The organism is Streptomyces sp. NBC_01261, from assembly GCF_036226385.1.
Taxonomy (GTDB): Bacteria; Actinomycetota; Actinomycetes; order Streptomycetales; family Streptomycetaceae; genus Streptomyces.
In genome coordinates this window covers 10,494,722-10,517,598 of record NZ_CP108463.1, presented here as the reverse complement: position 1 = coordinate 10,517,598, position 22,877 = coordinate 10,494,722, and the positions used below count along the sequence as shown (strand labels likewise).

Annotated in this window: 23 protein-coding genes and 1 pseudogene; 12 read left to right on the top strand and 12 right to left on the bottom strand. The window is 70.2% G+C overall.

Annotation, left to right across the window (positions count from 1 at the left end):
• Positions 1-4 precede the first annotated feature (4 nt).
• The 3 genes from OG226_RS46685 to OG226_RS46675 are packed head-to-tail and all read left to right on the top strand — an operon-like array spanning position 5 to position 2,816.
• Positions 5-1,270, top strand: a complete 1,266-nt coding sequence (locus OG226_RS46685) for an aromatic ring-hydroxylating oxygenase subunit alpha (RefSeq protein ID WP_328685583.1) — start codon at positions 5-7, stop codon at positions 1,268-1,270.
• On the top strand, positions 1,257-1,577 hold the full coding sequence (locus tag OG226_RS46680; RefSeq protein ID WP_328685582.1) for a hypothetical protein: 321 nt from the start codon (positions 1,257-1,259) through the stop codon (positions 1,575-1,577). The genes OG226_RS46685 and OG226_RS46680 overlap by 14 nt, the downstream gene beginning before the upstream one ends.
• Positions 1,578-1,583: 6 nt before the next feature.
• A complete protein-coding gene (locus OG226_RS46675; RefSeq protein ID WP_329352593.1) occupies positions 1,584-2,816 on the top strand; it encodes a metal-dependent hydrolase family protein in 1,233 nt (410 codons plus the stop codon).
• Positions 2,817-2,847: 31 nt separating this feature from the next.
• Here OG226_RS46675 and OG226_RS46670 read toward each other — a convergent pair whose 3' ends face one another.
• Complete coding sequence (locus OG226_RS46670) at positions 2,848-3,441, bottom strand: TetR/AcrR family transcriptional regulator (RefSeq protein ID WP_329352592.1); 594 nt, start codon at positions 3,439-3,441, stop codon at positions 2,848-2,850.
• Positions 3,442-3,565: 124 nt separating this feature from the next.
• Between OG226_RS46670 and OG226_RS46665 the strand changes: the two genes are divergently transcribed.
• Genes OG226_RS46665 through OG226_RS46650 form a run of 4 tightly spaced genes read left to right on the top strand, consistent with a single transcriptional unit; the run spans position 3,566 to position 6,776 of the window.
• Positions 3,566-4,588: a zinc-binding dehydrogenase gene (locus tag OG226_RS46665; protein ID WP_329352591.1), complete on the top strand. Its 1,023-nt coding sequence runs from the start codon at positions 3,566-3,568 to the stop codon at positions 4,586-4,588.
• 6 nt (positions 4,589-4,594) lie between these two features.
• Positions 4,595-5,122 carry a nuclear transport factor 2 family protein gene (locus OG226_RS46660; protein ID WP_329352590.1) on the top strand — a complete coding sequence of 176 codons (528 nt, stop codon included), beginning with the start codon at positions 4,595-4,597 and terminating at the stop codon, positions 5,120-5,122.
• Complete coding sequence (locus OG226_RS46655; protein WP_329352589.1) at positions 5,119-5,952, top strand: NAD(P)-dependent oxidoreductase; 834 nt, start codon at positions 5,119-5,121, stop codon at positions 5,950-5,952. The genes OG226_RS46660 and OG226_RS46655 overlap by 4 nt, the downstream gene beginning before the upstream one ends.
• Positions 5,953-5,972: 20 nt before the next feature.
• Positions 5,973-6,776, top strand: a complete 804-nt coding sequence (locus tag OG226_RS46650) for an SDR family NAD(P)-dependent oxidoreductase (RefSeq protein WP_329352588.1) — start codon at positions 5,973-5,975, stop codon at positions 6,774-6,776.
• 37 nt (positions 6,777-6,813) lie between these two features.
• Here OG226_RS46650 and OG226_RS46645 read toward each other — a convergent pair whose 3' ends face one another.
• Genes OG226_RS46645 through OG226_RS46620 form a run of 6 tightly spaced genes read right to left on the bottom strand, consistent with a single transcriptional unit; the run spans position 6,814 to position 12,910 of the window.
• On the bottom strand, positions 6,814-7,605 hold the full coding sequence (locus OG226_RS46645; RefSeq protein WP_328685575.1) for an enoyl-CoA hydratase: 792 nt from the start codon (positions 7,603-7,605) through the stop codon (positions 6,814-6,816).
• Positions 7,606-7,656: 51 nt separating this feature from the next.
• The gene (locus OG226_RS46640; protein ID WP_329352587.1) at positions 7,657-8,805 is read right to left on the bottom strand and encodes an acyl-CoA dehydrogenase family protein; all 1,149 of its coding nucleotides are present in this window, start codon (positions 8,803-8,805) and stop codon (positions 7,657-7,659) included.
• A complete protein-coding gene (locus OG226_RS46635; RefSeq protein ID WP_329352586.1) occupies positions 8,802-9,653 on the bottom strand; it encodes an acyl-CoA dehydrogenase in 852 nt (283 codons plus the stop codon). Before OG226_RS46635 ends, OG226_RS46640 begins: the two co-directional genes overlap by 4 nt.
• Entirely contained in the window at positions 9,643-10,614 is a 972-nt protein-coding gene (locus OG226_RS46630) for an NADPH:quinone oxidoreductase family protein (protein ID WP_329352585.1), read from the bottom strand. The genes OG226_RS46635 and OG226_RS46630 overlap by 11 nt, the downstream gene beginning before the upstream one ends.
• On the bottom strand, positions 10,611-11,633 hold the full coding sequence (locus OG226_RS46625; protein ID WP_328685571.1) for a phosphotransferase family protein: 1,023 nt from the start codon (positions 11,631-11,633) through the stop codon (positions 10,611-10,613). The genes OG226_RS46630 and OG226_RS46625 overlap by 4 nt, the downstream gene beginning before the upstream one ends.
• Complete coding sequence (locus OG226_RS46620) at positions 11,630-12,910, bottom strand: acyl-CoA dehydrogenase family protein (RefSeq protein ID WP_328685570.1); 1,281 nt, start codon at positions 12,908-12,910, stop codon at positions 11,630-11,632. Before OG226_RS46620 ends, OG226_RS46625 begins: the two co-directional genes overlap by 4 nt.
• A gap of 145 nt (positions 12,911-13,055) precedes the next feature.
• On the opposite strand from OG226_RS46620, the gene OG226_RS46615 reads away from it, so the two are divergent.
• Positions 13,056-13,721, top strand: a complete 666-nt coding sequence (locus OG226_RS46615; RefSeq protein WP_329352584.1) for a TetR/AcrR family transcriptional regulator — start codon at positions 13,056-13,058, stop codon at positions 13,719-13,721.
• A gap of 67 nt (positions 13,722-13,788) precedes the next feature.
• The gene (locus OG226_RS46610) at positions 13,789-14,892 is read left to right on the top strand and encodes an NAD(P)H-dependent amine dehydrogenase family protein (RefSeq protein ID WP_329352583.1); all 1,104 of its coding nucleotides are present in this window, start codon (positions 13,789-13,791) and stop codon (positions 14,890-14,892) included.
• 25 nt (positions 14,893-14,917) lie between these two features.
• On the opposite strand, the gene OG226_RS46605 is transcribed toward OG226_RS46610, so the two are convergent.
• From OG226_RS46605 to OG226_RS46590, 4 genes and pseudogenes are all read right to left on the bottom strand, one after another.
• The gene (locus OG226_RS46605) at positions 14,918-15,439 is read right to left on the bottom strand and encodes a MarR family winged helix-turn-helix transcriptional regulator (protein WP_328685567.1); all 522 of its coding nucleotides are present in this window, start codon (positions 15,437-15,439) and stop codon (positions 14,918-14,920) included.
• A gap of 154 nt (positions 15,440-15,593) precedes the next feature.
• Positions 15,594-16,262 (bottom strand): annotated as a pseudogene (locus OG226_RS46600) (carboxylesterase family protein); the annotation flags it as partial.
• 81 nt (positions 16,263-16,343) lie between these two features.
• Complete coding sequence (locus OG226_RS46595; RefSeq protein WP_329352582.1) at positions 16,344-17,087, bottom strand: polysaccharide deacetylase family protein; 744 nt, start codon at positions 17,085-17,087, stop codon at positions 16,344-16,346.
• Between the two features lie 308 nt (positions 17,088-17,395).
• Entirely contained in the window at positions 17,396-18,850 is a 1,455-nt protein-coding gene (locus tag OG226_RS46590; protein WP_329352581.1) for a glycosyltransferase, read from the bottom strand.
• Positions 18,851-19,091: 241 nt separating this feature from the next.
• Between OG226_RS46590 and OG226_RS46585 the strand changes: the two genes are divergently transcribed.
• The 3 genes from OG226_RS46585 (at position 19,092) to OG226_RS46575 (ending at position 21,717) form a co-directional block, all read left to right on the top strand.
• A complete protein-coding gene (locus OG226_RS46585; protein WP_329352580.1) occupies positions 19,092-19,517 on the top strand; it encodes a BlaI/MecI/CopY family transcriptional regulator in 426 nt (141 codons plus the stop codon).
• 4 nt (positions 19,518-19,521) lie between these two features.
• A complete protein-coding gene (locus tag OG226_RS46580; RefSeq protein ID WP_329352579.1) occupies positions 19,522-20,526 on the top strand; it encodes a M56 family metallopeptidase in 1,005 nt (334 codons plus the stop codon).
• A 255-nt stretch (positions 20,527-20,781) separates the two neighbouring features.
• The gene (locus tag OG226_RS46575; RefSeq protein ID WP_329352578.1) at positions 20,782-21,717 is read left to right on the top strand and encodes an alpha/beta hydrolase fold domain-containing protein; all 936 of its coding nucleotides are present in this window, start codon (positions 20,782-20,784) and stop codon (positions 21,715-21,717) included.
• A gap of 66 nt (positions 21,718-21,783) precedes the next feature.
• Here OG226_RS46575 and OG226_RS46570 read toward each other — a convergent pair whose 3' ends face one another.
• The gene (locus OG226_RS46570; RefSeq protein ID WP_329352577.1) at positions 21,784-22,863 is read right to left on the bottom strand and encodes an Ldh family oxidoreductase; all 1,080 of its coding nucleotides are present in this window, start codon (positions 22,861-22,863) and stop codon (positions 21,784-21,786) included.
• Positions 22,864-22,877 lie beyond the last annotated feature (14 nt).

Genomic DNA, 22,877 nt, shown 5'->3' with positions numbered 1-22,877 from the left:
TCCCATGCCGCACTTCACCAAGCCCGAGGCCGGGAGCTGGACCGAGAACTACCCCGAGCTGGGCACCAGCCCGGTGAACTACGAGGACTCCATCGACCCCGCGTACTACGAGGCCGAGAGGGAAGCGATCTTCAAGAGGACCTGGCTGAACGTCGGCCGGGTCGAGCAAGTGCCCAAGGTCGGCAGCTACTTCACGAAGGAGCTGGCGGTCGCCGACACCTCACTGGTGATCGTGCGGGGCAAGGACAAGGAGATCCGCGCCTTCCACAACGTCTGCCGCCACCGCGGCAACAAGCTCGTGTGGAACGACTTCCCGGGCGAGGAGGTCAAGGGCACCTGCCGCCAGTTCACCTGCAAGTACCACGCCTGGCGCTACAGCCTCGACGGCGATCTGACCTTCGTCCAGCAGGAGAAGGAGTTCTTCGACCTGGACAAGGCGGACTACGGCCTCAAACTGGTCCGCTGCGAGGTCTGGGAGGGGTTCGTCTTCGTCAACCTCGACCCCGACGCACAGCCGCTCAAGGAGTACCTGGGCGAGTTCGCGAAGGGCCTGGAGGGCTACCCCTTCCACGAGATGACCGAGGTCTTCACCTACAGGGCCGAGATCGGCAGCAACTGGAAGCTGTTCATCGACGCGTTCGCGGAGTTCTACCACGCACCCGTCCTGCACATGAAGCAGGCCGTCAAGGACGAGGCCGACAAGCTCTTCAACGTCGGGTACGAGGCGCTGCACTACGAGATCCACCCCCCGCACTCGATGATCTCGTCCTGGGGAGGCATGTCGCCGCCCAAGGACCTGACCATCGTCAAGCCGATCGAACGCGTCCTGCGCAGCGGCCTGTTCGGTCCGTGGGAGGCGCCCGACATCGAGGGCCTGGACAATCTGCCGACGGGCCTCAACCCGGGCCGGCACCGTGCGTGGGGCAACGACTCCTTCGAGTTCTTCCCGAACATGACCCTGCTGATCTGGAAGCCCGGCTGGTATCTCACCTACCACTACTGGCCGACGGCGGTGGACAAGCACCTCTTCGAGGCCAACCTGTACTTCGTGCCCGCCAAGACGGCGCGCGAGCGGCTGAAGCAGGAGCTGGCGGCGGTGACGTTCAAGGAGTACGCGCTCCAGGACGGCAACACGCTGGAGGCCACCCAGACGATGCTCAAGAGCCGGGTCGTCACCGAATTCCCGCTCTGCGACCAGGAGTTGCTGCTCCGCCATCTGCACAAGACGGTCGCCGACTACGTCAAGGAGCACACCGATGCTGCCCAGTGACTTCGCGGCACTAGAGCCGTTCAACGCGTGGGTCCTGGAGACCGAGCGCGACCGCTACGGCAAGCGCCTGGCCAGTTCCATGGAAGAGATGCAGGCCTTCTACGACGCCGCGTTCCCGCTGCTGGAACAGGCCTCCGACCACCTCGACAAGTTCCCGCTCTCCGAACTCCCGGAGCAGGAGCGCAACTTGCTGCTCCTGATGTTCTCCCTGGTCAACGTGTCGTTCCCGGTCGAGGTCTGGAAGCAGGCCCGGGTGCCGGACAGCGGGGCGGCCTATATGGACCTCGTCGTCGAGCCGAAGGTCTGACCGGTCGTGCTCACGCTCAGAGCGGCGCGTGTACTGCACGTGGAGACGGGCGAGTTCGAGTCACCGGGCCTGATCACGGTCGAGGGCGATCGCATCACGCACACCGGCGTCGGCATCGGCGAGGGCGCCGGTGAGAACGAGATTCTCGACCTCGGCGACGTGACTCTCCTGCCCGGTCTCATGGACATGGAGGTCAACCTCCTGATGGGTGGCCGGGGAGAGACGCTCGCGTTCTCCCCCGTCCAGGACGATCCCCCGCTGCGGATGCTCCGCGCGGTGGGCAACGCCCGGCGGACCCTGCGCGCGGGGTTCACCACGGTCCGCAACCTCGGCCTGTTCGTGAAGACGGGCGGCTATCTGCTGGACGTCGCGCTGGCCAAGGCCATCGACGCCGGCTGGATCGACGGCCCGCGCATCGTGCCCGCCGGACACGCCATCACACCCACCGGCGGCCATCTCGACCCCACGATGTTCGCCGCGTACGCCCCTGGAATTATGCCCCTCTCCCTGGAAGAGGGCATTGCCAACGGTGTCGACGAGGTGCGCAAGGCCGTCCGCTACCAGATCAAGCACGGGGCACGGCTCATCAAGGTCTGCGCGTCCGGGGGCGTCATGTCCCACACCGGCACCCCCGGCGCGCAGCACTACTCCGACGAGGAACTGCGCGCCATCGTCGACGAGGCCCATCGCCGCGGACTCAAGGTGGCGGCCCACACCCATGGGGCCGACGCCGTCCGGTCCGCGGTGGAGGCGGGCATCGACTGCATCGAGCACGGCTTCCTGCTCGACGACGACACCATCGCGCTGATGGCGGAGAGGGGCACTTTCCTGGTGCCGACCACCGCTCTCATCGACGGGATGGACATGTCCCACGCCGCGCCCGAGCTGAAGGAGAAGGCCGCCGAGATCTTCCCCCGGGCGAAGACGGTGGTGGCCAGGGCCGGCAAGGCGGGTGTCCGGATGGCGCTGGGTACGGACGCGCCTGCGATCCCGCACGGCCGGGGCGCCCAGGAGCTGATCGCCCTGGTCGACCGGGGGATGACTCCCCTGGAGGCGCTCCGGGCGGCGACCGTCAACGCGGCGGAGCTGATCGACGCCGACGACCGGGGCCGTATCGCGGAAGGGCTGCTCGCCGATCTGATCGCGGTGCCGGGCGATCCGCTGGAGGACGTCTCCGTGATGGCGGACGTCCGGTTCGTGATGAAGGGCGGGAAGGTGTTCCGCGACGAACGCCGCTGACATCAACGCCCAGGCCAGCGGCGGGAGTTGATCACACCGGCCCGTCGAGGGGTCGTAGCATCCGCAGGATCATGTCGACCGTGCGCTCGACGGGGCGGTTGCGGGCCGCGACCGTGGACAAGAGGGTGCGGGTCAGGACGGCGCCGAGGAGCATGTCGAAGACGTCGTCCGGGTCCACGGCCGGGTCGACGGACCCGGTCGGCGCGGCGCGCAGGATGTCCTGGAACTGCGGCCGCGCCGACACGCGCAGCAGCATCTCCGGCGGCCGGGGCGTGTTCGACGTCTGGGAGTGCGCGAAGAGACCGGCCGCGGCGGCACGGGCCGCGGGCGCGCCGAAGGCCGCCAAGTAGGCGCGGACGAACCGGCGTAGATCACGGCGGAGGTCCCCTGTCGGTTGGACGCTCAATGGGCTGAGTCCGGGGAACGTGGCCTCCTCGATCAGCTCGATCCGGGACGGCCAGCGGCGGTAGATGGCGGAGGCGTGCACGCCGGAGTGCTCCGCCACCGCCTGGATCGTCGTCGCGTCGAAGCCGCGCCGGACGAGGAGTTCGCGCGTCGCCGCGAGGGCTCGTTCGCTGATGCTCGTGTCCCGTGGACGGCCAGGGGCGCGGCGCGGTTCTGCCATGCCGTGATTGTAGTGATCGGGCGGTGTTCCACGTTCTCTTAATTATAGGAGACGGTCTTCTGTAATTACCTTTGTGTGGCTACAGTCCGAAGGGGACGGGCTTCGGAGTGCGGAGGAGAGTCTGATGCGTGCTGCTGTGCTGCGGGGCGGGAGCGTCGAGGCGCGGACCGTCGACGATCCAGTGCCCGGACCGGGTCAACTCCTCGTCCGCTCGCTGGCGTGCGGGATCTGCGCGTCGGACCTGCACTTCATGGACCATCCGGAGGCGGGCGCCGACGACGACAGCGGGATGTCGACGTACGACCAGGACGTCGACATCGTGATGGGTCACGAGTACTGCGCCGAGGTCGTGGACCACGGCCCCGGTACCGAGCGCCGGATCCCGGTCGGGACGCGGGTGAGTTCGCTGCCCGTGCTGGCCACTCCGGCCGGCCGCAGGATCATCGGCCAGAACCCCGATTCCCCCGGCGGATTCGGGGAGTTGTTCCTGCTGACCGAGGCCATCACCCGGGTCGTGGTGTCGGACCTGCCCAGCGAGATCGTGTGTGTCGCCGACGCGATCTCGGTCGGCTGGTCGACCGCCTCCCGCGCCCGACTCACCGCGAGCGAGGCGCCGTTGGTCATCGGCTGCGGCGCCATCGCCCTCTCGGTGATCGGCCGGCTCAAGAACCTCGGCGTCGGCCCGATCGTCGCGGCCGATCTCGTGGCGTCGCGCCGCGCGACCGCGCTGGCCATGGGGGCCGACGTGGTCGTCGACCCGGCCGTGGTCTCGCCGTACGAGGCGTGGCGCAACGCGGCCGGGAGCCGGTCGAGTTGTGTCGTGTTCGAGTGCGTCGGCGTCCCCGGCGTTCTCGACTCGATCATCAAGGGCTGCGAGCGCGGTACGCGGATCTTCTCCGTCGGCGGTCCGCCGGAGGGCGACCATCTGCACACCCTGACCGCGAAGCGGAAGGGCATCAACATCCAGTTCGGGGGCGGCCCGTCGATGGACCACTGGGACGAGGCGTTCCGGGCGGTCTGCTCCGGCAGCCTCGATGTCGGGCCGATGCTCGGCCACACCGTCGGGCTCGACGGGGTGCCGGCCGCGCTCGACGCCGCACGGGACGCCGACGGGCCGGCCCGCATCATCGTCGTACCAGGGAGCTGAACACTCATGAGCGAGACCGACGAACTTGCCCAACTACGCGCCAGCGTCGCAGCGTTGGCGGCGAAGGTGCGCGTCTTGGAGGACCAGGTCGAGATCACGCAGCTCGTCGCGCAGTACGGACCGGCTGTCGACAGCGGCTCGGGAGACGCCGCGGCGGCGCTCTGGACCGAGGACGGCGTCTTCGACGCGATCCCCCATCTGCGGATGGAGGGCCGGGACGGCATCGTCGGCATGGTCCACGGCCCCGGCCACCAGACCGTGATCCACACCGGCTGCGGACACATCCTGACCGCGCCGCACGTGGTCGTCGACGGCGACCACGCCACGGGGCGCAGCCATGCGCTGCACCTGCGCTGGGACGTGGACGCCGGCCGGTTCTGGGTGTACCAGGTCTCCGCGAACACCTGGCGCTGGGTTCGCACTTCGGAGGGCTGGCGGATCGCCGAGCGGGTCAACGCCAACCTCGACGGCACCGAGGGGCCGCGCGCGATGCTGGCGCCGTCCTCCAACTCGCTCCTTCTGGAGGAGAGTTGAAGATCGGGATCATCGGGTCGGGCCGTATGGGGCAGCCGATCGTCGAGCGCCTCGTGGCCGCGGGGCATGACGTCACCGTCCACTCGCGCCACCCGGAGACGCGCACCGACACAGAGGCAGACGGGCCGAGTCGGGCCGAGACGGTCGAGGAGACCGTGCGCGACGCGGACGCGGTGTTCGTCGTCGTACTGACGGACGAGCAGGTGCGATCGGTGTGCCTGGGCCCTCACGGTGTTGTCGCGGCCATGGCGGCGGGGGCGACGCTCGTCCAGCACACCACCTCCACCCCCGGGACCGCCCGTCTGCTCGCCGAAGCGGGCGCGGAGCGCGGTGTCCGGGTGCTGGACGCCGCTCTCTCGGGCGGCCCGCACGACATCGCCGCGGGCCGACTCACCCTGTGGGTAGGCGGGGACGAGGCGCAACTGGAGCCGATGCGACCGCTGTTGGAGACGTACGCCTCGCCGGTCATGTACGTGGGACCGGCCGGGAACGGTCAGCGGGTCAAGCTCGTCAACAACGCCCTGTTCGTGGCCCAGGTCGGTCTCGCGGTCGACGCGGTGCGGGTGGCGGGGTCGCTGGGCATCGACGAGAAGGTGATTCTCGCGGCCCTGCAACACGGCAGCGGTGCCAGTCGGGCGCTCGGTGTCGTCGCCAGTGGCGGGTCGGTCGACTCGGTCGCGGTGCGGCTCGCGGACCTGATGAGCAAGGACGTCGCCGTGGTGCGCGAGGTCGCGCGCAGCACCGGTGCCGACCTCGGGATCATCGGCACGGTGCTGTCGTCGGACGCGGTCAAGAAGAAGGTTCTCCGTTCGCCCGGACGATCTGACTGATCTTGATTGAGGAGTACGAAGTGACCGAAACCCTCACTACCAAGTACGGGCCGTGGAGTGTCATCGCCGGCGGGTCGGACGGGGTGGGTGCCGCGTTCGCCCACCGGCTGGCGGCCCAGGGGATGAACGTCGTACTCGTGGCCCGGCGCCTGCCCGTGCTGGAGGCGTTCGCCGACGAGATCCGCGCCCGGTACGGCGTCGCGGTCCGCACCGTCGCGCTCGACCTCAGCTCCCCGAGTGCCCTGGCGGAGTTGGAGGCGGCGACCGCCGGTCTGGAGGTCGGTCTGTTCGTGTACAACGCGGGCAGCGACGACCGCAGCGTGCCGTTCCTCGACAAGGACCTCGACATCCATCTCGGGCTGGTGCGGCGCAACTGCACCGCCGTACTCGAAGCGGCCTACCGTTTCGGTGGCCCGATGGTGGCGCGCAAGCGGGGAGCCGTGGTCCTGGTGACCTCGGGCGCCGCGTGGGCGGGTGGCGCCACGCTCGCCGCCTACGGCGCGTCGAAGGCGTTCGACCTCATCCTCGCGGAGAGCCTGTGGGCGGAGTGGCAGGGCAGCGGGGTGGACGTCCTGGGGCTGGTCCTCGGCAGGACCGACACCCCGTCCCTGCGCCGGACCGAGGGCGTCCAAGGGGGGTCCTACGGTGGCGACTTGGCCGATCCGGACGATGTGGCCGCCGAGGCGCTCGACCATCTCTCCGACGGTCCGACCTGGATCTGCGGCAGCCCCACCCCGACCGGCGGTTCACCGTTCGGGGCGTTGAGCCGCCGTGACGCGGTGCTGGCCATGAGCCGGGGCGCGACCGCGCACAAGGGGCGGTGACGGTCGCGGTCCGGCCCATCGACCCGGGCGGCCCGGCCTACTGGCCCTTGATGCGTTCCTTCATGGCGTCGAGCTGCGTGAGAATGGGATATCCGCTCACGCTCAGCGCGTTCCCGTGTCCCGTCTCGTGGATGTCGAACACGGACTGGATGGCGGCGTAGAAGCCCTGGACGTCGAGGCTCTGGTTGACGGCCCGCTTCGCCTGGCGCAGGCCGAAGGACGGCATCCGGGCGATTTGGTGGGCCAACTCCAAGGCCTCGCTGCCCAGTTGGTCGAGCGGGACGACCTTGTTCACCATGCCGACCTTCTCCGCTTCCTCGGCGGTGACGGCTCGTCCGGTGAAGAGGATCTCCTTCGCCTTGCGCGGGCCCAACTCCCAGGTGTGACCGTGGTATTCGACTCCCCCGATGCCCATGTGCACGACGGGGTCGGAGAACTCGGCGTTCTCGGCGGCCACGATCAGGTCACAGGGCCAGCAGAGCATCAGTCCGCCCGCGATGCACTTGCCCTGCACTGCGGCGATCGTCGGCTTGGGCACGTTGCGCCAGCGCAGGGTGTACTCCAGGTATCGGCGGGTCTCGGCGCTGTAGATCCACTCCAGGGTGATCTCCTTCGGCGCCGGCCAGCGGTCCTTCAGGTCGTGGCCCGACGAGAAGTGCTTGCCGTTGGCCTTCAGGAGAACGACCTTCACGTCCTCGTCGGCCGCGGCCCGGCTCCAGGCCGCGTCCAGGGCGTCGAGGAGCTCACTGTTCTGGGCGTTGGCGACCTCGGGCCGGTTGAGGGTGATGATCCCCACCCGGCCGTCGACCTCGTACAGGATCTCGTCCATGCGTCTTGTCCTCTGTCGGCTCTGGGGTGTCGGCTCTCTGGGCTGACGGCTCTAGCGGGGCAGGCCGAGGATGCGCTCCGCGATGATGTTGCGCTGGATCTCGGAGGTGCCGCCGGCGATGGTGCCGCCGAAGCTGCGCGCGTACCGCTCGAACCAACTGGCGTTGAACGTCTCCAAGTTCATATGGGTGTACGGCCCCGTCTGCACCGGATGCAGCAGCGACTCGGTCCCGTGCTGTTCGAGAGCGTTCAGCTCGGCGCTCTGCGCGGCCTCGGAACCGAGCAGCTTGAGCACCGAGATCTCGACCGGGTTCCGGTCGGGCCCGAGCAGCCGGTAGCCGAGCAACCGCAGTGCCTGGACGTCCATTTGGAGGGTCGCGTACCACTCCTCGTCGCAGGCCGCGTCATTGATCAGGGCGTCCATCCGCTCGGCGTAGTGCACCCACAGCAGGGTCCGTTCGTGGCCGAGCGAGCCGTTGGCCACGCGCCAGCCCTCGTTGAGGGGGCCGACGAGGTTCTCCTTGGGGACGTGGACGTCGGTGAAGAACACCTCGTTGAAGTCGAAGTCGTCCGGCGCGGCGATCGAGCCGAACGGCCGCCGGACCAGGCCCTCGGAGTCGGTGGGGATGAGCAGGACGCTGATGCCCTTGTGCTTGGGGGCCTCGGGGTCGGTGCGGACGAAGGTGAGCAGGACGTCGGCGTCGTGCGCGCCCGAGGTCCACACCTTCTGCCCGTTGACCACGAAGTGGTCGCCCTCCAGAGCCGCGCGGGTGCGCAGCCCGGCCAGGTCGGAGCCGGCACCGGGCTCACTCATCCCGAGCGACGCGGTGATCTCGGCGCGCAGCAGGGGCACGGCCCAGTCGCGTTTCTGTTCCTCGGTACCGAAGGTCAGCAGCGAGGCCGCGATGATGTTGAGGCCCTGCGGGTTGAAGCTGTGGTAGATCCGCCGCCGGGACAACTCCTCCAGGTGGGCGACCACTTGGGGCAGCGTGGCGTTCCGGCCGCCGTACTCGGACGGCTGGGCGGGCAGCAGCCAGCCCGCGTCGAAGAGCTTGCGCTGCCAGCGCCGGGCCCAATCCGGTATGTCCGCACTGGACTTGGAGCGGACCGTGGCCTCTTCGGGCGGGGGCAGGTGGGCGTCGAGGAAGTCGTTGAAATCGGCGCGGAACTTCTCGACCTCGGGGTCGGGGGCCAGCCTCATACCAGCAGCGCCTTCCTGTGCTCGGACGCCGTACCGAGGAGCAGGTCCCCGGCCTTGGCCCGCTTGAGATGGATCTGCAGCTCGTTCTCCCACGTGTAGCCCATGGCTCCGAACAGCTGGAACCCGTTCTGGAAGCACACCCGTTGGCAGTCACCGGCGGCGGCCTTGGCCATCGCGGCGGCCCGGCCCCGGCGCGGGTCGTCCTCGGCGATGGTGAGCGCGGAGAAGTAGGCGAGCACCTTGGCGCGTTCGATGGCGACGTACATGTCGGCGGCCTTGTGCTTGACGGCCTGGAACGAGCCGATGGGCACGCCGAACTGGTGCCGTTGTTTCACATGGGCGACGACCAGGTCGAGGATGCGCCGACAGCTGCCGACCGTGCTGACCGCCAGGCCCATCAGGGCCAGGTCCGGCACTCCGGAGGCCAGGTCCGGCGCGTCCACCCTGGCGATGTGCAGGGTCGGGTCGAACACGGACAGCCGCTCGGCCGCCAGCTCCTTTCCGTCCCGTACGACCACGCCCTCGGCGGTGAGAATCGCGATCTCGTCCGCGCGGTCGGCGTCGAGGACGAACTTCCCCTCCCCGTCGAAGACACCGGTGCCCGAGCCGTTGGGCAGCCGCCCTGCCAGCGGCGCGAACCAGGTGGCCGTGGCGAGGAAGGGCGTCGGATCGGCGACGTACCCCAACTCCTCCAGGACGATGGCCAGTTCCACCGGTGGGGCCTCCAGCCAGCCCAACTCCAGGTAGGTGTCCCACAGTTGCTTCTCGGGCAGAGACCGTGACTTGGTGACCGTCTCGCGGACCACTCGCTGGAGCAGCCGCTGTTCGTCGTCGAACTCAAACTCCATGCGCGACCTCCAGAAGGACCTTGCCGATGGCTCGGCGCCCCAGAGCGAGGGCCTCGGCGACGTCGGCGAGCGGATACACGGCGTGGACGCGGGGCCGGATCTTCCCGGCGGCGAACAGTCCGTGGAGTTCGGTGCGGGCGGCGACCAGGTCGTCCCGCCGGTGCCGTGCCCAGCCGCCGAGGTCGAAGCCGTGCAGGCTGACACCTTTGAGCATCGGGAGGTTGAGCGGGATGCGCGGGATCTCCCCGCTCGCGAATCCCACGCTCACGAACCGCCCGCCCCAGCGCATGGCCCGCAACGCCTCTTCCGCGTACGGCCCGCCGACCGGGTCGATCACGACATCGGCGCCGCCCGCGTCCCGCAGCGCCCGCTTCAGATCGTCGTACGGCAGGGTCAGCCGTGCCCCCTGCTCGGCGCACACCGCCCGTTTCTCCTCCGTCGAGGCGACGGCGACGACCTCCGCGCCGAGCAGCGCGGCGAGTTCGACGGTCGCGAGGCCGACCCCGCCGGCCGCGCCGAGAACGGCGACCCGCTCCCCCGGCTGTACGTCGGCGACCAGGCGGAGGGCGTCGAAGGCGGTGGCGTGGCTGACCCCGAAGGCCGCCGCGCGCTCGGTGGGGATTCCCTCGGGGATACGGCTCAGGCCGGCGGGACGGGCGGTGACGCGTTCGGCGAAGGCGCCGACGAACATCGACCCGAAGACCCGCTCGCCCTTCTCGAATCCGTTCGCTGACGCGGCGACCACGCCGGCGAACTCGCTGCCGGGGGTGAAGGGAGGTTCCGCCTTCACCTGATAGGCGCCGTCGATGACGAGGACGTCGGCGAAGTTGACGGCGGCGTAGTGCACGTCGACCGGGATGCCGCTCTCGTTCTGGGTGAACTCCGGCCCTGGAAAAGGCGGTTCGGGCACGTCCTCGACGACCACCGGGCCACCGACGGCGTTGCAGCGGGCGGCTCTCATAGCCGGGTCGTCGCGGCGAGGTCGGCCGCCTGGGTGGCCATCTGCAGGACGACGTCGCCGTAGTGGGCCATCTTCGGGTTGCCGCCCTCGCCCCTGACGTGACGGGCGTAGCCGCCTTCGAGGACGACGGCCATCTTGAACCGGGCGAGGATCACGTAGTAGTCGATCTCGCTGACGTCCCGGCCGCTGACCTTGGCGTAGTGCTCCAGCAGATCGGCGCGGTCGGGCATGCCGGTGTAGTCGACGTACCCCTTCTGGGTCCGGTCCTCGTCGGCGTCCGGCCAGCCCATGATGACCCAGCCGAGGTCGAGCAACGGGTCGCCGACCGTGGCCATTTCGAAGTCGACCAGGGCCGCGAGCTTGGCGGGCGCGCCGTGCTGGAACATGACGTTGGCGAACTGGTAGTCGCCGTGGATGATGCCGGGTTCCCAGTGGGCGGGACGGTGTTCCCGCAGCCAGGCAGCGGCGTTCTCCAGGCCAGGTATCTCGCGGAACTCGAACTTGGCGAGGTGAGCGAGCCAGCGGTCGACCTGCCGGTCGTGGAAGCCGTCGGGGCGGCCGAAGCCTTCAAGGCCCTGGGCCCGCCAGTCGACGTTGCCCAACTTGGCGATGCCCTCGACGAGTTGGTGGGCGAGTCCGGGGCGCGTGGACAGGTCGCTGAGAAACGGCTCGGGCCAGCCGTCGGAGTTCATCGGCGACCAGCCGTCGACGTGCGCCATGAGGTAGAAGCAGGAGCCGAGCACGCTCGTGTCGTCACACACGGCGATCGCCTCGGGGTGCGGGACGTCCGTGCCGTTGAGCGCGTTGAGAACGCGGTATTCACGGAGCATGGTCTCGTTGCGCCCCGGCGGAACCTTCTCCGGCGGTTTGCGCAGCACCATGCTCACCTCACCGCGCCGGATGCCGTAGATGTCGTTGGAGGTGCCACCGGAGATGTACGACGTCTCGACGGGTTCACCGGGGGCGATGCCCTGGTCGTCGAGCCAGCGGGCGAGCGGTTCCGTGTTCGCGAGCGTCACAGCAGGTCCTCCAACTGCTTCCGGGCCCATTCGCGGCGGGTGGGCAGGTGCTGGGTGGGCCACAGGCCGGGGGCCGCTTCGTAGCCGCGCAGGACGTCACGGGCGACCGTGATCTTGTGAACCTCGGTGGGGCCGTCGACGACCGCCATGACCGCAGCGCCGTTCCACATGTCCGCGAACGGCATTTCGTTCGACACACCGAGCGCGCCGTGCAGATGCATCGAGCGGTACACGACGTCGTGCAGCACCTTCGGGGTGAGGAACTTGATCGCGGCGATGTCCTTGCGGACCCGTTTGTAGTCCTGGTACTTGTCGATCTGCCAAGCCGTATAGAGCACGAACAGCCGGAACTGGGCGAGTTGGGCGTAGGAGTCGGCGAGGTCGGCGCGGACGAGTTGCTTGTCCGCGAGCCGTTCGCCCTGGGTCTCGCGGGACAGGGCCCGCTCGGCCATCATGTCGAGCGCCTTCTGGCTCTGGCCGACGACCCGCATCGCGTGGTGGACGCGGCCACCGCCGAGCCGGGTCTGGGCGATCGCGAAGGCCTGGCCCTCGCCGCCGAGCAGGGCGTCGGCGGGGACGCGGACGCCGTCGTAGGCGATGAGTGCGTGCATGCCCTCGTCGGTGGCCTCGCCCATGATGCCGAGGTGGCGCTCGATGCGGACGCCGGGGGTGTCGCTGGGCACGAGGAACATCGACATGCCCTTGTAGGGGCTGACGTCGGGGTTCGTCACGGCCATCACGATGACGAACTTCGAGGTGCGTGCGTTGGAGGAGAAGAACTTGCGGCCGGTGATGACCCAGTCGTCGCCGTCGCGTTCGGCGCGGGTGGTGAACATCGTCGGGTCGGCGCCGGCCTGCGGCTCGGTCATGGAGAAGCAGGAGAAGCACTCGCCCTCCAGCAGTGGCTTGAGGTAGCGCTCCTTCTGCTCGTCGGTGCCGTAGCGGGCGATGATCTCGGCGTTGCCCGTGTCGGGTGCGGCCGTGCCGAAGATGACCGGGGCCCAACTCGACTGGCCCAGGATCTCGTTGATGAGCGCGAGCTTGACCTGGCCGAAGCCGCGCCCGCCGAGTTCGGGGCCAAGGTGCGGTGCCCACAGGCCCTCGTCACGGACCTGTTGCTTCAACGCCCGGACTATGGGGCCGAGTTCGTCGTCGAGCGGGTGATACGCCCGGTCCGGATGGAGCAGGTCCAGCGGCTCCACGCGCTCGGAGCGGAATCGCCGGATCCACTCCAGTTTCTCCTCGAACTCCGGCTCGGTGGAAAAGTCCCATGCCATGTCAGACGAACCTCCTGCCAACCCGGACGGATGGTGGTGAGAATATCATTCTCATCTCACGCAAGTAAGAGTCTCGAAACTTGCAGTGCGCCCTTCGGTAGGGGAAGCCGGGGTGTTACCGCTGAAGTGGAGTATCGTTCTTCATGTGACAGCTGTCCCCGAAGAACAACCAGCCTGGCGCCAGCGCGCCGTTGAGCGTTCCACCCGTGCCGCCAAGCTCCGCGCCGAACAGCGTGTGCAGCGCTTCCTGGACGCGGCGCAGGAACTCATCGCGGAGAAGCGGACGACGGACTTCACCGTCCAGGAGGTCGTGGACCGCTCCAAACAGTCACTGCGCAGCTTCTACCAGCACTTCGACGGCAAACACGAGCTGTTGCTCGCCCTGTTCGAGGACGCGTTGTCCAAGTCGGCGGCGGAGATCCGCGAATCGGCAGGCTCTTTGTCGGATCCGCTCCAGGCTCTGCGACTCGGGGTGACGATGCTGTTCGAGCAGTCGCTGTCCAACCCCGGTGTGGAGCGCCCCCTGTTCAGCGACTTCGCACTGCAACTCCTCGTGAAGCATCCCGCGCAGGTGGCGACCGCTCACCTCCCCCTGCACCAGGTGTTCACGGAGTTGGTCGAGCAGGCCGAGGACGCCGGTGTCATCCCCGCCGGGAAGCCCCGCCGTCAGGCCTCGATCCTGATGCAGACGGTCATGTTCGTCGCGCAGGGCAACGGAGTTCCGGCCGGCAGCCATGCGGCCCCGGTCACGGCCGAGGAGGTCTGGCAGTTCTGTCTCGGCGGCCTCTCGGGCGTCCCGGTGCACAACTGACGGACGGCTGACGGACGACTGACGGGTAGCCGACGGGTAGCCGACGGCGTAATTGACGCTCTCGATAGTGGAGAGTACGGTTCTCGCCCACCGGAACAAGGGGTGGGCGATGACCGAGCCGCTACGGCATGGAGTACAGCGCTACCGGGTCGTGCAGTGGGCCACCGGGAACATCGGCGCCCGCACGATGCGTGCCGTACTGGAGCACGCGAACCTGACCTTGGCCGGGGTGTATGTCCACACTCCGGCCAAGGCAGGCCTGGACGCGGGTGAGTTGATCGGGGACGGGCTCGGCGCCACGGGGATCCTCGCGACGCACGACATCGACGAGATCCTGGCGCTCGGCGCCGACTGCGTCCTCTACACCCCGCGCACCTGCGACTTCGACGACGTGTGCGCACTGCTCTCGTCGGGCGTGAACGTCGTGTCGACGCGCGGCGAGTTCCATCACCCACCCAGCCTGGACCCGGTCACGCGGAAGCGGATCGAGGACGCGTGCGAGCGGGGCGGGACCTCGGTGCACAGCACGGGCAGCAGTCCCGGATTCATCACGGAGGCGCTGCCGCTCGCGCTCACCTCGATCCAGCGGCGGCTCGACGCGCTGGCGATCGACGAGTTCGCGGACCTCTCCCAACGGGACTCCCCCGGGCTGCTGTTCGAGGTGATGGGCTTCGGCCGGCCCCCTGCCGAGTTCGGCGAACAGCGTCTGGCCGGACTGCGCGACAGTTTCGGCCCGTCCTTGCGACTGCTCGCGGAGGCGCTCTCGGTACCGCTCGACTCGGTGGAGGCGATCGGCGAGGTCGCAACTGCCCGGCGCAGCACCCGAATTGCCGCGGGCACGCTGCCCGTAGGTACGGTGGCCGCGCAGCGCATCACCGTGTCCGGTCTGCGGAAGGGCCAGCCCCTGCTGCGGTTCCGTGCCAACTGGTACTGCACCACCGACCTCGACCCCGACTGGGATCTCCGCGCGACCGGCTGGCATGTCTCGGTCGAGGGGGACGCACCGCTCGACGTCGACCTGCGGTTCCCGGTGCCGCTCGACCGGATGGCCGCGATGTCCCCGTCCTACACCGCGAACCGTGCGGTGAACGCCGTGCCGTTCGTCTGTGCGGCGGCTCCCGGCATCCGCACCACGGCCGACCTTCCGCAGATCGTCGCCGACCTCGGGTGACGTCGGCGCGATCCGAGTCCCGAACTCAGACCGTGCCGGCCGGTGCCGCGATCTCGGTCTCGCCGTCCTCGTCGATCGAGTACTTCAGGAAGTCGTCGACCATGCGGTGGAACAGCGTTGCCAGTTGCTGCAGTTCGTCCGTCGACCACTCCGAGAGTGCCATTTGCATGCCGCGCGCACCTGCGTCCCGGACACTGCTCACGGCCTTCCGGCCGGCCTCGGTCAGCTCGATCCGCTGGGCGCGGCGGTCGTCGGGGTCGGGCACGCGGGTGACGTAGCCGGACTTCTGGAGCTGCTGCACCGTCCGCGTCACATGCGAGGCCTCGACCCCGAGCCGGTGGGCCAGCTCCCCCGGGCGCAGCGGGTCGGAGTCGGCGACCTGCCGCAGCAACGCCACCGCCGCGCGGTCCAGTGGCACACCGGCGAGGGCCATCAGCCGGTCGTGCTGGCGGGCGCGCGTGCTCAGGTAGGTGATCCGAGTGAGGGCTCGCTCGATCTCGGTCACCTCCGGGGAGGCGGGGGCTTCGGGGACAGGTGGTGTGGACATGGGACCCACTTTACCATATTGTTGCGTAACTCAAGTAAGTTACCGCATTCGTTTGGCGCGCGTACTGCGGAGAGAGTACTTGCCGGGTGTTCCGCCGCTCCGCCACCCCCGCTCCCCGCCCGGTTCCCGCCTCCGCGCCCACCTCAGCGAAGCCTCACCAGGGCTCCTGGCTCGCGAAGGACCGCTCGAAGAAGTCCACCTTGGCCGCGTCCGCGAGGGCGAGCGGGCCGAACCGGTCGCCGAGTTCCATCGTGGTCGCGAAGCGGTGGTTCGCCGCGGGCCAGCGGGTGAGGCCGGGACCGTTCGGGTCGCCGTGGGTCACGAAGTTCACCACGCAGTCGGACAGGGTGTCGGCGACCGCGCGGTCCGCGTCGGTCCAGGGCAGGCCGGCAGCGTAGAGGTTGTCGAAGACGTACTTGATCTCCGAACCGTGGTACGCCATACGGGAGTTGGCACCGGTAGCGGTCGGCGGGACGTGCTCCCAGTAGTACGTGAAGACCGGGCTCTTCGCCCTCTTAGCCCACTGGGCCGCCCACAGGTTCGCGGAGACGCGCGAGCCTTCGCGAGCGGAGGCGTTGCGGGCCTGGCCGGCCTCCGTGTCGGTGGCGGCGGGGTAGGGCTTCAGGAACTCGTCGGCGAGAGTGCCGTACTCCTTCTCCGCGGTGCTCTCGTAGTCCGCGAGCTTCACGGTCGGGCTCGGGGAGGCGCCGTTCTCGTCCTTGTTGCCGCCGGCCAGAACGGGCACGTCGTTCAAGTGGCCGCCCGCCAGGGCCTGTTCGTGCGTCCACGGCTTGACCCAGCCGTCGAGGACCGGGCGGAACGGTGACGTCGGAGACGCGGGAGGCCACTCCGGACACGCGGCCGGTGTCGATGCGGAGCGCCCCGTTGAGGAACATGCGACGGTTCAGAGCGGATCCACGGCATGCTCCCGCAACGGCCCCACGGACAGGCCCCGCAGCGCACAGGTGTCGAGGATGCGGGGCACGGCACCGAGGGTGACGCGCCAACTGCCGGGTGCCGAGGTGCAGTCGGAGTCGTGCAGCAGGACGGTGCCGCCGCCGCGCAGGTCCTCCGTGACCGTCCGGTGGACCGACTCGGGTGTGGCGCGCGCCCTCCAGTCCTCGCCCCAGGCCGTCCACAGCACCGGTGTGAGGTCCAGGCGGCGGGCCGCGAGGTGGGCGGCGGTCGACATCACGCCGTAGGGCGGGCGAAAGAGCCGTGGCGCGAACCCGGTGAGGTCGCCGACGGTGTCGCGGGCGCGGGCCAGGTCCTCGTGGGTGGCGCGCGGACCGCGCAGCAGCAGCGGCCGGTGCAGCCAGCCGTGAACGCCGATCTCGTGTCCGGCGGCGGCGATCTCGCGGACCAGCGCGGGGGCGCGTACGGCTTGGTTGCCGAGGAGGAAGAACGTGGCGTGGACTCGACGGTCGTCAAGCAGCCGTAGGAACAACGGAGTTGACAGCGGGTCCGGCCCGTCGTCGAAGGTGAGCGCCACGTGGTCCGGCCGGCCGCGGCCGGAGAGGCGGGGCATGACGCGGTTGCGTAGCGGGCCGTAGGTGGAGAGGACGGGGGCGGCGTACGCGGCAGCGAGGATCGGGAGTGCGGGGAGCGCGACGCGGGCGGTCGTGCGGAGGAGGCGCGGGGCTGTCATTGGGGGCGGCCCTTCGTGCGGCCCGCGAGGGGCACGGTGCGCGCGGCGCCGGGAGGGCGCGGCTCGACACAGGCGGTCGTAGAGACAGGGCCTACTGGGGTCATGCGTGGCGCCCCTTCACGTAGCCCTCGACGCAAGTGGCGCGCGGGGAGGGGAAGTTGCGCGACGCGGCGCAGGCGGTCGTAAGCAGGAGGTGTACGACAGTCATGAGCGGCACCCCTTCACGCGGCGCGCGGCGGACACGGTGCGCGCGGGGTCGAGGATGCGCGGCGCGGCACACGCCGTCATGGGGAGAGGGGCTGCGGTCCTCATGCGTGGCGCCCTTTCGCGTAATCCCCGTGGGAGACGTGATCCGGGTGGTGTGCGTGGCCCAGGTCGTCGAGGTCGAGGCCGTGTCCGATGGCATGCATCAGGCGCGGGCCGCCCTCGGTCGTGGCGACCGCCGTGCCGACCGCGCCCGCCCAGACCGCGCACGCCAGGACGGTGGTGGTCGCGAGCCGCACAGCGGCCGGTCGGCCGACCCGCCGAGCGATGGGCGGCGCGGTGAGTGACACGGTGGACAGGGTGGCGGGCCGCGCGGTGAGTGGCCTGGGAGGCCCGGTGGTGGTTCCGGCGGCAGCCCCGACGGCCGCTCGGCAGATCCTGGCCGTCTCCGCTGCCGGGCCCCGGGCCGGCCCGAGCGGCTCGTCCGCGAACAGGGCGAGGCCCGCCTCCCGTTGCAGCAGTCCACGTGGGCCGTCGATCAACTCGCTCAGCACGTGCTTGAGTTGGGCCGGGTCCCGGATCCACGCGGCGACGCCCGCCTCGTCCAGGGCCGCCGCGTTGGTCAGTCCGTGGCCGGGTATGCAGCCGTAGCTGGCGACGGGCAGGCCGGTGGCGAAGGCCTCCAGCGAGGTGAGGCCGCCGGCGTTCTGGACCAGGACGTCGGCCGCGTGCATCAGGCCGGGCATGTCGTCGACCCAGCCGTGGACGTGTTCGATGCCGTCCGCGCGGAGTTGGTCGGCCAGTGTCTCGTTGCGGCCGCAGACCACGAGCGGTACGGCCGCGCCGCAGTCGCGCAGGTCACGGGCGACCTCCCGGACCGGGCCCACGCCCCAGGAACCGGCAACGAGCAAGGCCAGCGGGGCAGTTGGGGGCAGACCGAAGCGGGCGCGGGCCGCGGCGCGTTCCGGCGCGTCCACGGGGTGGAAGCGCGGGTCCGCGACCGGGCCGCACACCCGGACGTCGCGTGCGCCGGCGGCCCGGGCCTGCGCGGCGGGCACGGCGTGCAGCGCGAGGTGGACGTCGACGCCGTCGGCCACCCACAGTGGGTGCACCGAGAAGTCGGTGAGGTAGGTGAGGACCGGCACGGTCAGCCGGCCGTCGAGCCGGAGGTTGCCCAGGACCCGGCTCGCGCCCGGGTAGGTCGACACGACGGCGCCCGTGTCGGCGGGCAGGGCACGTAGCAGCCGTTCCTCGGCGGAGCGGAGCAGCGCCCTCGCGACGGCGCCGCCGCCCCCTGCGCGCTCGGTGCTGCTGTAGATCCGCTGGTAGGCCCACGGCGCCCGGACGAGCAGGCGGTGATAGCCGTCCCGCACGAGCCGGCCGAGCCGGGCGGGGAGCACGTCCAGCAGGTCGAGCCGGTCGACCGTGAGACCGGCCGCCACCAGCCGCCGCTCCAGTTCGGCGGCGGCGCCGTCGTGACCGGCTCCGACGCTCGCCGAGACGATCACGACACGCTCGGCCGACGACGGACGGCGCACCGTGTTTCCGAGGTGGGGCATGGGCTTCTTCCTCCGCAGGTGGAGTGGAGCGGCGAAACTCTACAACATGTAGTAGGTAAGCTCGTACAACATGTAGTAGATCGTGTTCGCAAAGCCCTTGATCGACCCGGCGACCGACTGCTCGGTCGATCTCTACGACCCCTCGGCCCACCCTTTCGAGCCCTTCGCGCACTTCCTACAGGCCGTAGTAGGTGCGCGGGTAGGCTGTGACGCCGAGCGGTGAAAGGCGGTGGGGTGAACAGTGCACGACCGGAAGAACGACGAGCCCGGCGCGACCTCCGGCAGGCGGGCGCGCGGTGAGCTGGAGAGCGGGGTTCTCGCCGCCCTCTACGGGGCCGACGAGCCGCAGACCGCGCGCCAGGTCAAGGACCGGCTGCCCGGGGACCTCGCGTACACGACCGTGCTGACGATCCTGTCGCGCCTGTACGACAAGGGGATGCTCGTCCGGAAGCGCGCGGGCCGCGGGTACGCGTACGCGCCGGCCCGGGACGAGGCGACCCACACCGCGGAGCGGATGCGCTCACTGCTGGAGCACGGCACCGACCGCGAGGCGGTGCTCACCCGCTTCGTCTCCGAACTCTCCGCGCAGGACGAGCAGTTGCTACAGCGACTGCTCTCCGGGAACGACGGGCCCCACCTCACCGGCCGCGTCGACGAAGGACCGTGAGCCGGTGCTGATCAGCGTGTACGTCCCCCTTCTGATCACCATGGTCCTCGCGGTGTTCGCACCCCGCGCCGCCCCTCGGCTGGCCCCGCGCCCGGCCGCCTGGTCACTGGCTTCCGCAGCGCTGGTGGCGTCGCTCGGCTGGCTGGGTTCACTGGCGCTGCTGGCGTTCGCCGGGCTGGTGCAGATCCCGGAGGTCGCCGAAGAGGGCCGATGGTCGGTCGCGGCCGTGCGTGCCTCCGACCCGGTCCACCTGACGGTCGCCGGGGCCGCCGCCCTCGCCCTCCTCGCGTCCGTCACGGGTCTCTCCGTCGCCGCCACACGTCAGCTACGGCATCTGCGCTGGGCCCGCCGCGAGTGCCGACTCCTGCCCGGTGACACGGAGTTGGCCGTCATGGACATCGAGTCGCCGGAGGCGTTCGCGCTGCCGGGGGCGCCCGGGCGGATCGTGGTGTCGAGCGGGATGCTGCGCTGCCTCGGCGCCGGCGAACGCGAGGCACTTCTCGCCCACGAGCGCGCACATCTGCGTGGCCGCCACCATCTCTTCCAGACCCTCTGGCGCCTCTCCGCCGCCGTGAATCCGCTCCTACGACCGCTGTCCAACGCGGGCGGTTTCGTCCTGGAGCGCTGGGCCGACGAGGAGGCCGCGGTGCGCGTCGGCGATCGTACGGTCGTCGCCCATGCCGTGGGCCGGGCCGCGCTCGCCGGCTCGGCGAACCGTTCGCGCCCGGCACTGGCCGCGACCGGCGGAGCGGTGCCGCAGCGGGTCCGGGCGCTCCTCGCCCCTCCTCCCCCGCGCCGGGCCCTGCCGTTCGTCGCGGGCGCCGCACTGCTCGTGGTGTGCTGCGTGAGCCTGGCCGACGCGGCGACCGACAGCGAGGAGATGATCGAGACAGCGCAGCGGGCGGCGTGCGTGACGACGGAGGCACGGGCCGTTCCGGCGCCCTCGGGCCAGCAGCACGAGGCGGGCTGTGGACACGGACAGTCGGACGGACCTGTCCAACACCGCTGAGCTGATCCGCCGGACGCCTCTCCCGCCCCCGGAGGGGGTGTCCCGTGGAATTGTGACACTGACACGAGTAAGTGTCACACTTCTACAACCACCCCAGCCCCCGAGGCCCGCCGCCCCTGAACAGCGCCGATCCCAGCATCCACCCGAAATACACCCGTGCTATCGTCGCCCTACTCATCGCCAGGAAACCTGTCGATCGGCTTCCGGCGATCGGGCTGAGATCCCCCGTCGCGCTCACTCCACGAATGGAGCGGCATGTCTGTCCTCGCCCGGCCGGCGGTGGCCGCCCTCGCCGCCAAGTCCTTCCAGCGTCTCGCCGTGATGGCCGACCGGCGCCCGAGCGGACGTGGCTCCGCCGCCTCCTCACATCAGCGGTTGCCTGAATTCCCGCGCCGGACAAGGGAGTTGACGATCCCGACCAGCATCGCCCCGGCGCGGGCCACGGTGTACCTGCCGGCCGGTGAAGGGCCGCCTCCGCCGGTGCACGTGAACTTCCACGGCGGCGGCTACGTCGTCCCGCTGACCGAACTCGACGACCCGCTGTGCCGCTTCCTCGCGGCGGAGGCAGGCGTCGTCGTGGTCAACGTCGACTATGTCGTCGCGCCGCAGCACCCGTTCCCCGCGCCGCCCCGGCAGGCCTTCGAGGTGGTCCGGTGGATCGCGGAGCACGGCGGTGAGCAGGGCTGGGACGGGGAGCGGCTCACCGTGGGCGGGCAGAGTGCCGGGGGTGGACTCGCGGCGGCGGTGGCGCGGCAGGCGCTGGAGGAGGGCGGGCCCTCGATCGCGCTCCAGGTGCTGCACTACCCGCCGCTGGACCTGGCGACCAGCGCCAAGGACAAGCACTCCGCCATCGCCAAGCCCGTGTTGAAGCCCTGGATGGCCGAGGTCTTCGACACGTCGTACGTCCCGGATCCGAAGGTACGGGCCGACCGGCTGGTGTCGCCCGCCCATCCGTCGGACACCGCGGACCTGAAGGGCATCGCTCCGGCCCTGGTCATCACGGCGGAGTACGACCTGCTCAAGGCGGAGGGCATCGCCTACGCCGACCGACTGCGGACGGCGGGTGCCCTGGCCGGGCACATCGATGTCGCCGGAGCCGACCACGGCTACGACGGCAAGGACGACGAACGGGCTCTGCACACCTATGCCCTGATCGCCCGTCAGGTGCGGGATGCCGTCGGCACCGTCTGAACCCCTCTCCCGCACAACGCACTTCGCCGACCGTCCCCCTCGGACGGTCGGCGAAGTGGCTCCGGGTCACGCCGACGGCACCGGCTCCGGCGGCGTGAGGCCGAACTTCCCTGCCGCCTCGGTCAGTTCACGCCAGACCTTGGGTGCGACGGGGATGCCCTTCGCACCCCGCCCCTCGGCGACCGCAGCGCTGCGCTCGCCGGGGTAGAAGACGCCCTCGGCGCCGTCCGCCGGCGGCAGTCGCTTGAGGGTGGCCAGCGTTTCATCGACCGCCGCCTTGAACGCGGCCGGGTCGCCGAAGGCCGCCGGGTCGAGGGCGATCAGCAGGGCGTTCTGACGGTGCTTGCGGCCCTCGGGGTCGTCCGAGTGGAACGCGGCGAAGATCGGCGCACCGACCAGCACGCTGGTGAGCAGTTCGAAGGCCAGGGACATCCCGGAGCCCTTGGCACCCCCCAACGGCAATGGCATGACGGCCACTTCGGGGTCGGTGGTCGGGGTGCCGTCCGCCATGGCCGCCGCACCCTCGGGCAGCGGGGTGCCGCTCGCCTTCGCCTGGCGGATCTTGCCCAGGGCGATGGTCGCGGTGGCCATGTCGAGGAGCAGCGGGGCGTGGGACTCGGCCGGTACGGCGATGGCGAGCGGACTGGTGGCCACGGCGGCGCCCTTGACGCCGGTGTAGCCCATGTTGGGCATCCCGGCGACATAGCCGATGCCGACGAGTCCCTGCTCGGCGATCTTCGACACGTAGTAGCCGATGGCACCGGTGTGGACGGTGCGGCGGACCCCGACGGCGGCGACTCCGCTGATCCTGGCCCGGGTGACCGCCTCGTCGGCGGCGGCGCTGAGGGCCACGGGGCCGGGAGCACGGTCTGCGTCAAGGACGGCCGCGGCCGGGGCAGTCGACTCGATCCTGAGGTCCGCGTCGGCGTTGGCCACGCCCTTGGCGAGCAGCTCCAGGTAGGCGGGGACGCGGGCGATGCCGTGCGAGTCGACGCCGCGCAGCGCGGCCCATACGAACACGTCGGCGGTGGTGCGCGCCTGCTCGGTGTTCAGGCCGCCCTTCTCCAGGAGCGCGGCGGAGAAGGTGCGCAGGTCGTCGGCGGCGACAAGTACCTTGCCCGGCTTGGGCGTTGCGGTGTCGGACATGGTGGTGGGTGCCT

Excerpts from the sequence above, each read along its gene's own strand:
- OG226_RS46685 (WP_328685583.1), top strand. The coding sequence starts at position 5 with ATGCCGCACTTCACCAAGCCCGAGGCCGGGAGCTGGACCGAGAACTAC.
- OG226_RS46680 (WP_328685582.1), top strand. The coding sequence starts at position 1,257 with ATGCTGCCCAGTGACTTCGCGGCACTAGAGCCGTTCAACGCGTGGGTC.
- OG226_RS46670 (WP_329352592.1), bottom strand. The coding sequence starts at position 3,441 with ATGGCAGAACCGCGCCGCGCCCCTGGCCGTCCACGGGACACGAGCATC.
- OG226_RS46665 (WP_329352591.1), top strand. The coding sequence starts at position 3,566 with ATGCGTGCTGCTGTGCTGCGGGGCGGGAGCGTCGAGGCGCGGACCGTC.
- OG226_RS46660 (WP_329352590.1), top strand. The coding sequence starts at position 4,595 with ATGAGCGAGACCGACGAACTTGCCCAACTACGCGCCAGCGTCGCAGCG.
- OG226_RS46645 (WP_328685575.1), bottom strand. The coding sequence starts at position 7,605 with ATGGACGAGATCCTGTACGAGGTCGACGGCCGGGTGGGGATCATCACC.
- OG226_RS46640 (WP_329352587.1), bottom strand. The coding sequence starts at position 8,805 with ATGAGGCTGGCCCCCGACCCCGAGGTCGAGAAGTTCCGCGCCGATTTC.
- OG226_RS46635 (WP_329352586.1), bottom strand. The coding sequence starts at position 9,653 with ATGGAGTTTGAGTTCGACGACGAACAGCGGCTGCTCCAGCGAGTGGTC.
- OG226_RS46630 (WP_329352585.1), bottom strand. The coding sequence starts at position 10,614 with ATGAGAGCCGCCCGCTGCAACGCCGTCGGTGGCCCGGTGGTCGTCGAG.
- OG226_RS46620 (WP_328685570.1), bottom strand. The coding sequence starts at position 12,910 with ATGGCATGGGACTTTTCCACCGAGCCGGAGTTCGAGGAGAAACTGGAG.
- OG226_RS46605 (WP_328685567.1), bottom strand. The coding sequence starts at position 15,439 with ATGTCCACACCACCTGTCCCCGAAGCCCCCGCCTCCCCGGAGGTGACC.
- OG226_RS46595 (WP_329352582.1), bottom strand. The coding sequence starts at position 17,087 with ATGACAGCCCCGCGCCTCCTCCGCACGACCGCCCGCGTCGCGCTCCCC.
- OG226_RS46590 (WP_329352581.1), bottom strand. The coding sequence starts at position 18,850 with ATGCCCCACCTCGGAAACACGGTGCGCCGTCCGTCGTCGGCCGAGCGT.
- OG226_RS46575 (WP_329352578.1), top strand. The coding sequence starts at position 20,782 with ATGTCTGTCCTCGCCCGGCCGGCGGTGGCCGCCCTCGCCGCCAAGTCC.
- OG226_RS46570 (WP_329352577.1), bottom strand. The coding sequence starts at position 22,863 with ATGTCCGACACCGCAACGCCCAAGCCGGGCAAGGTACTTGTCGCCGCC.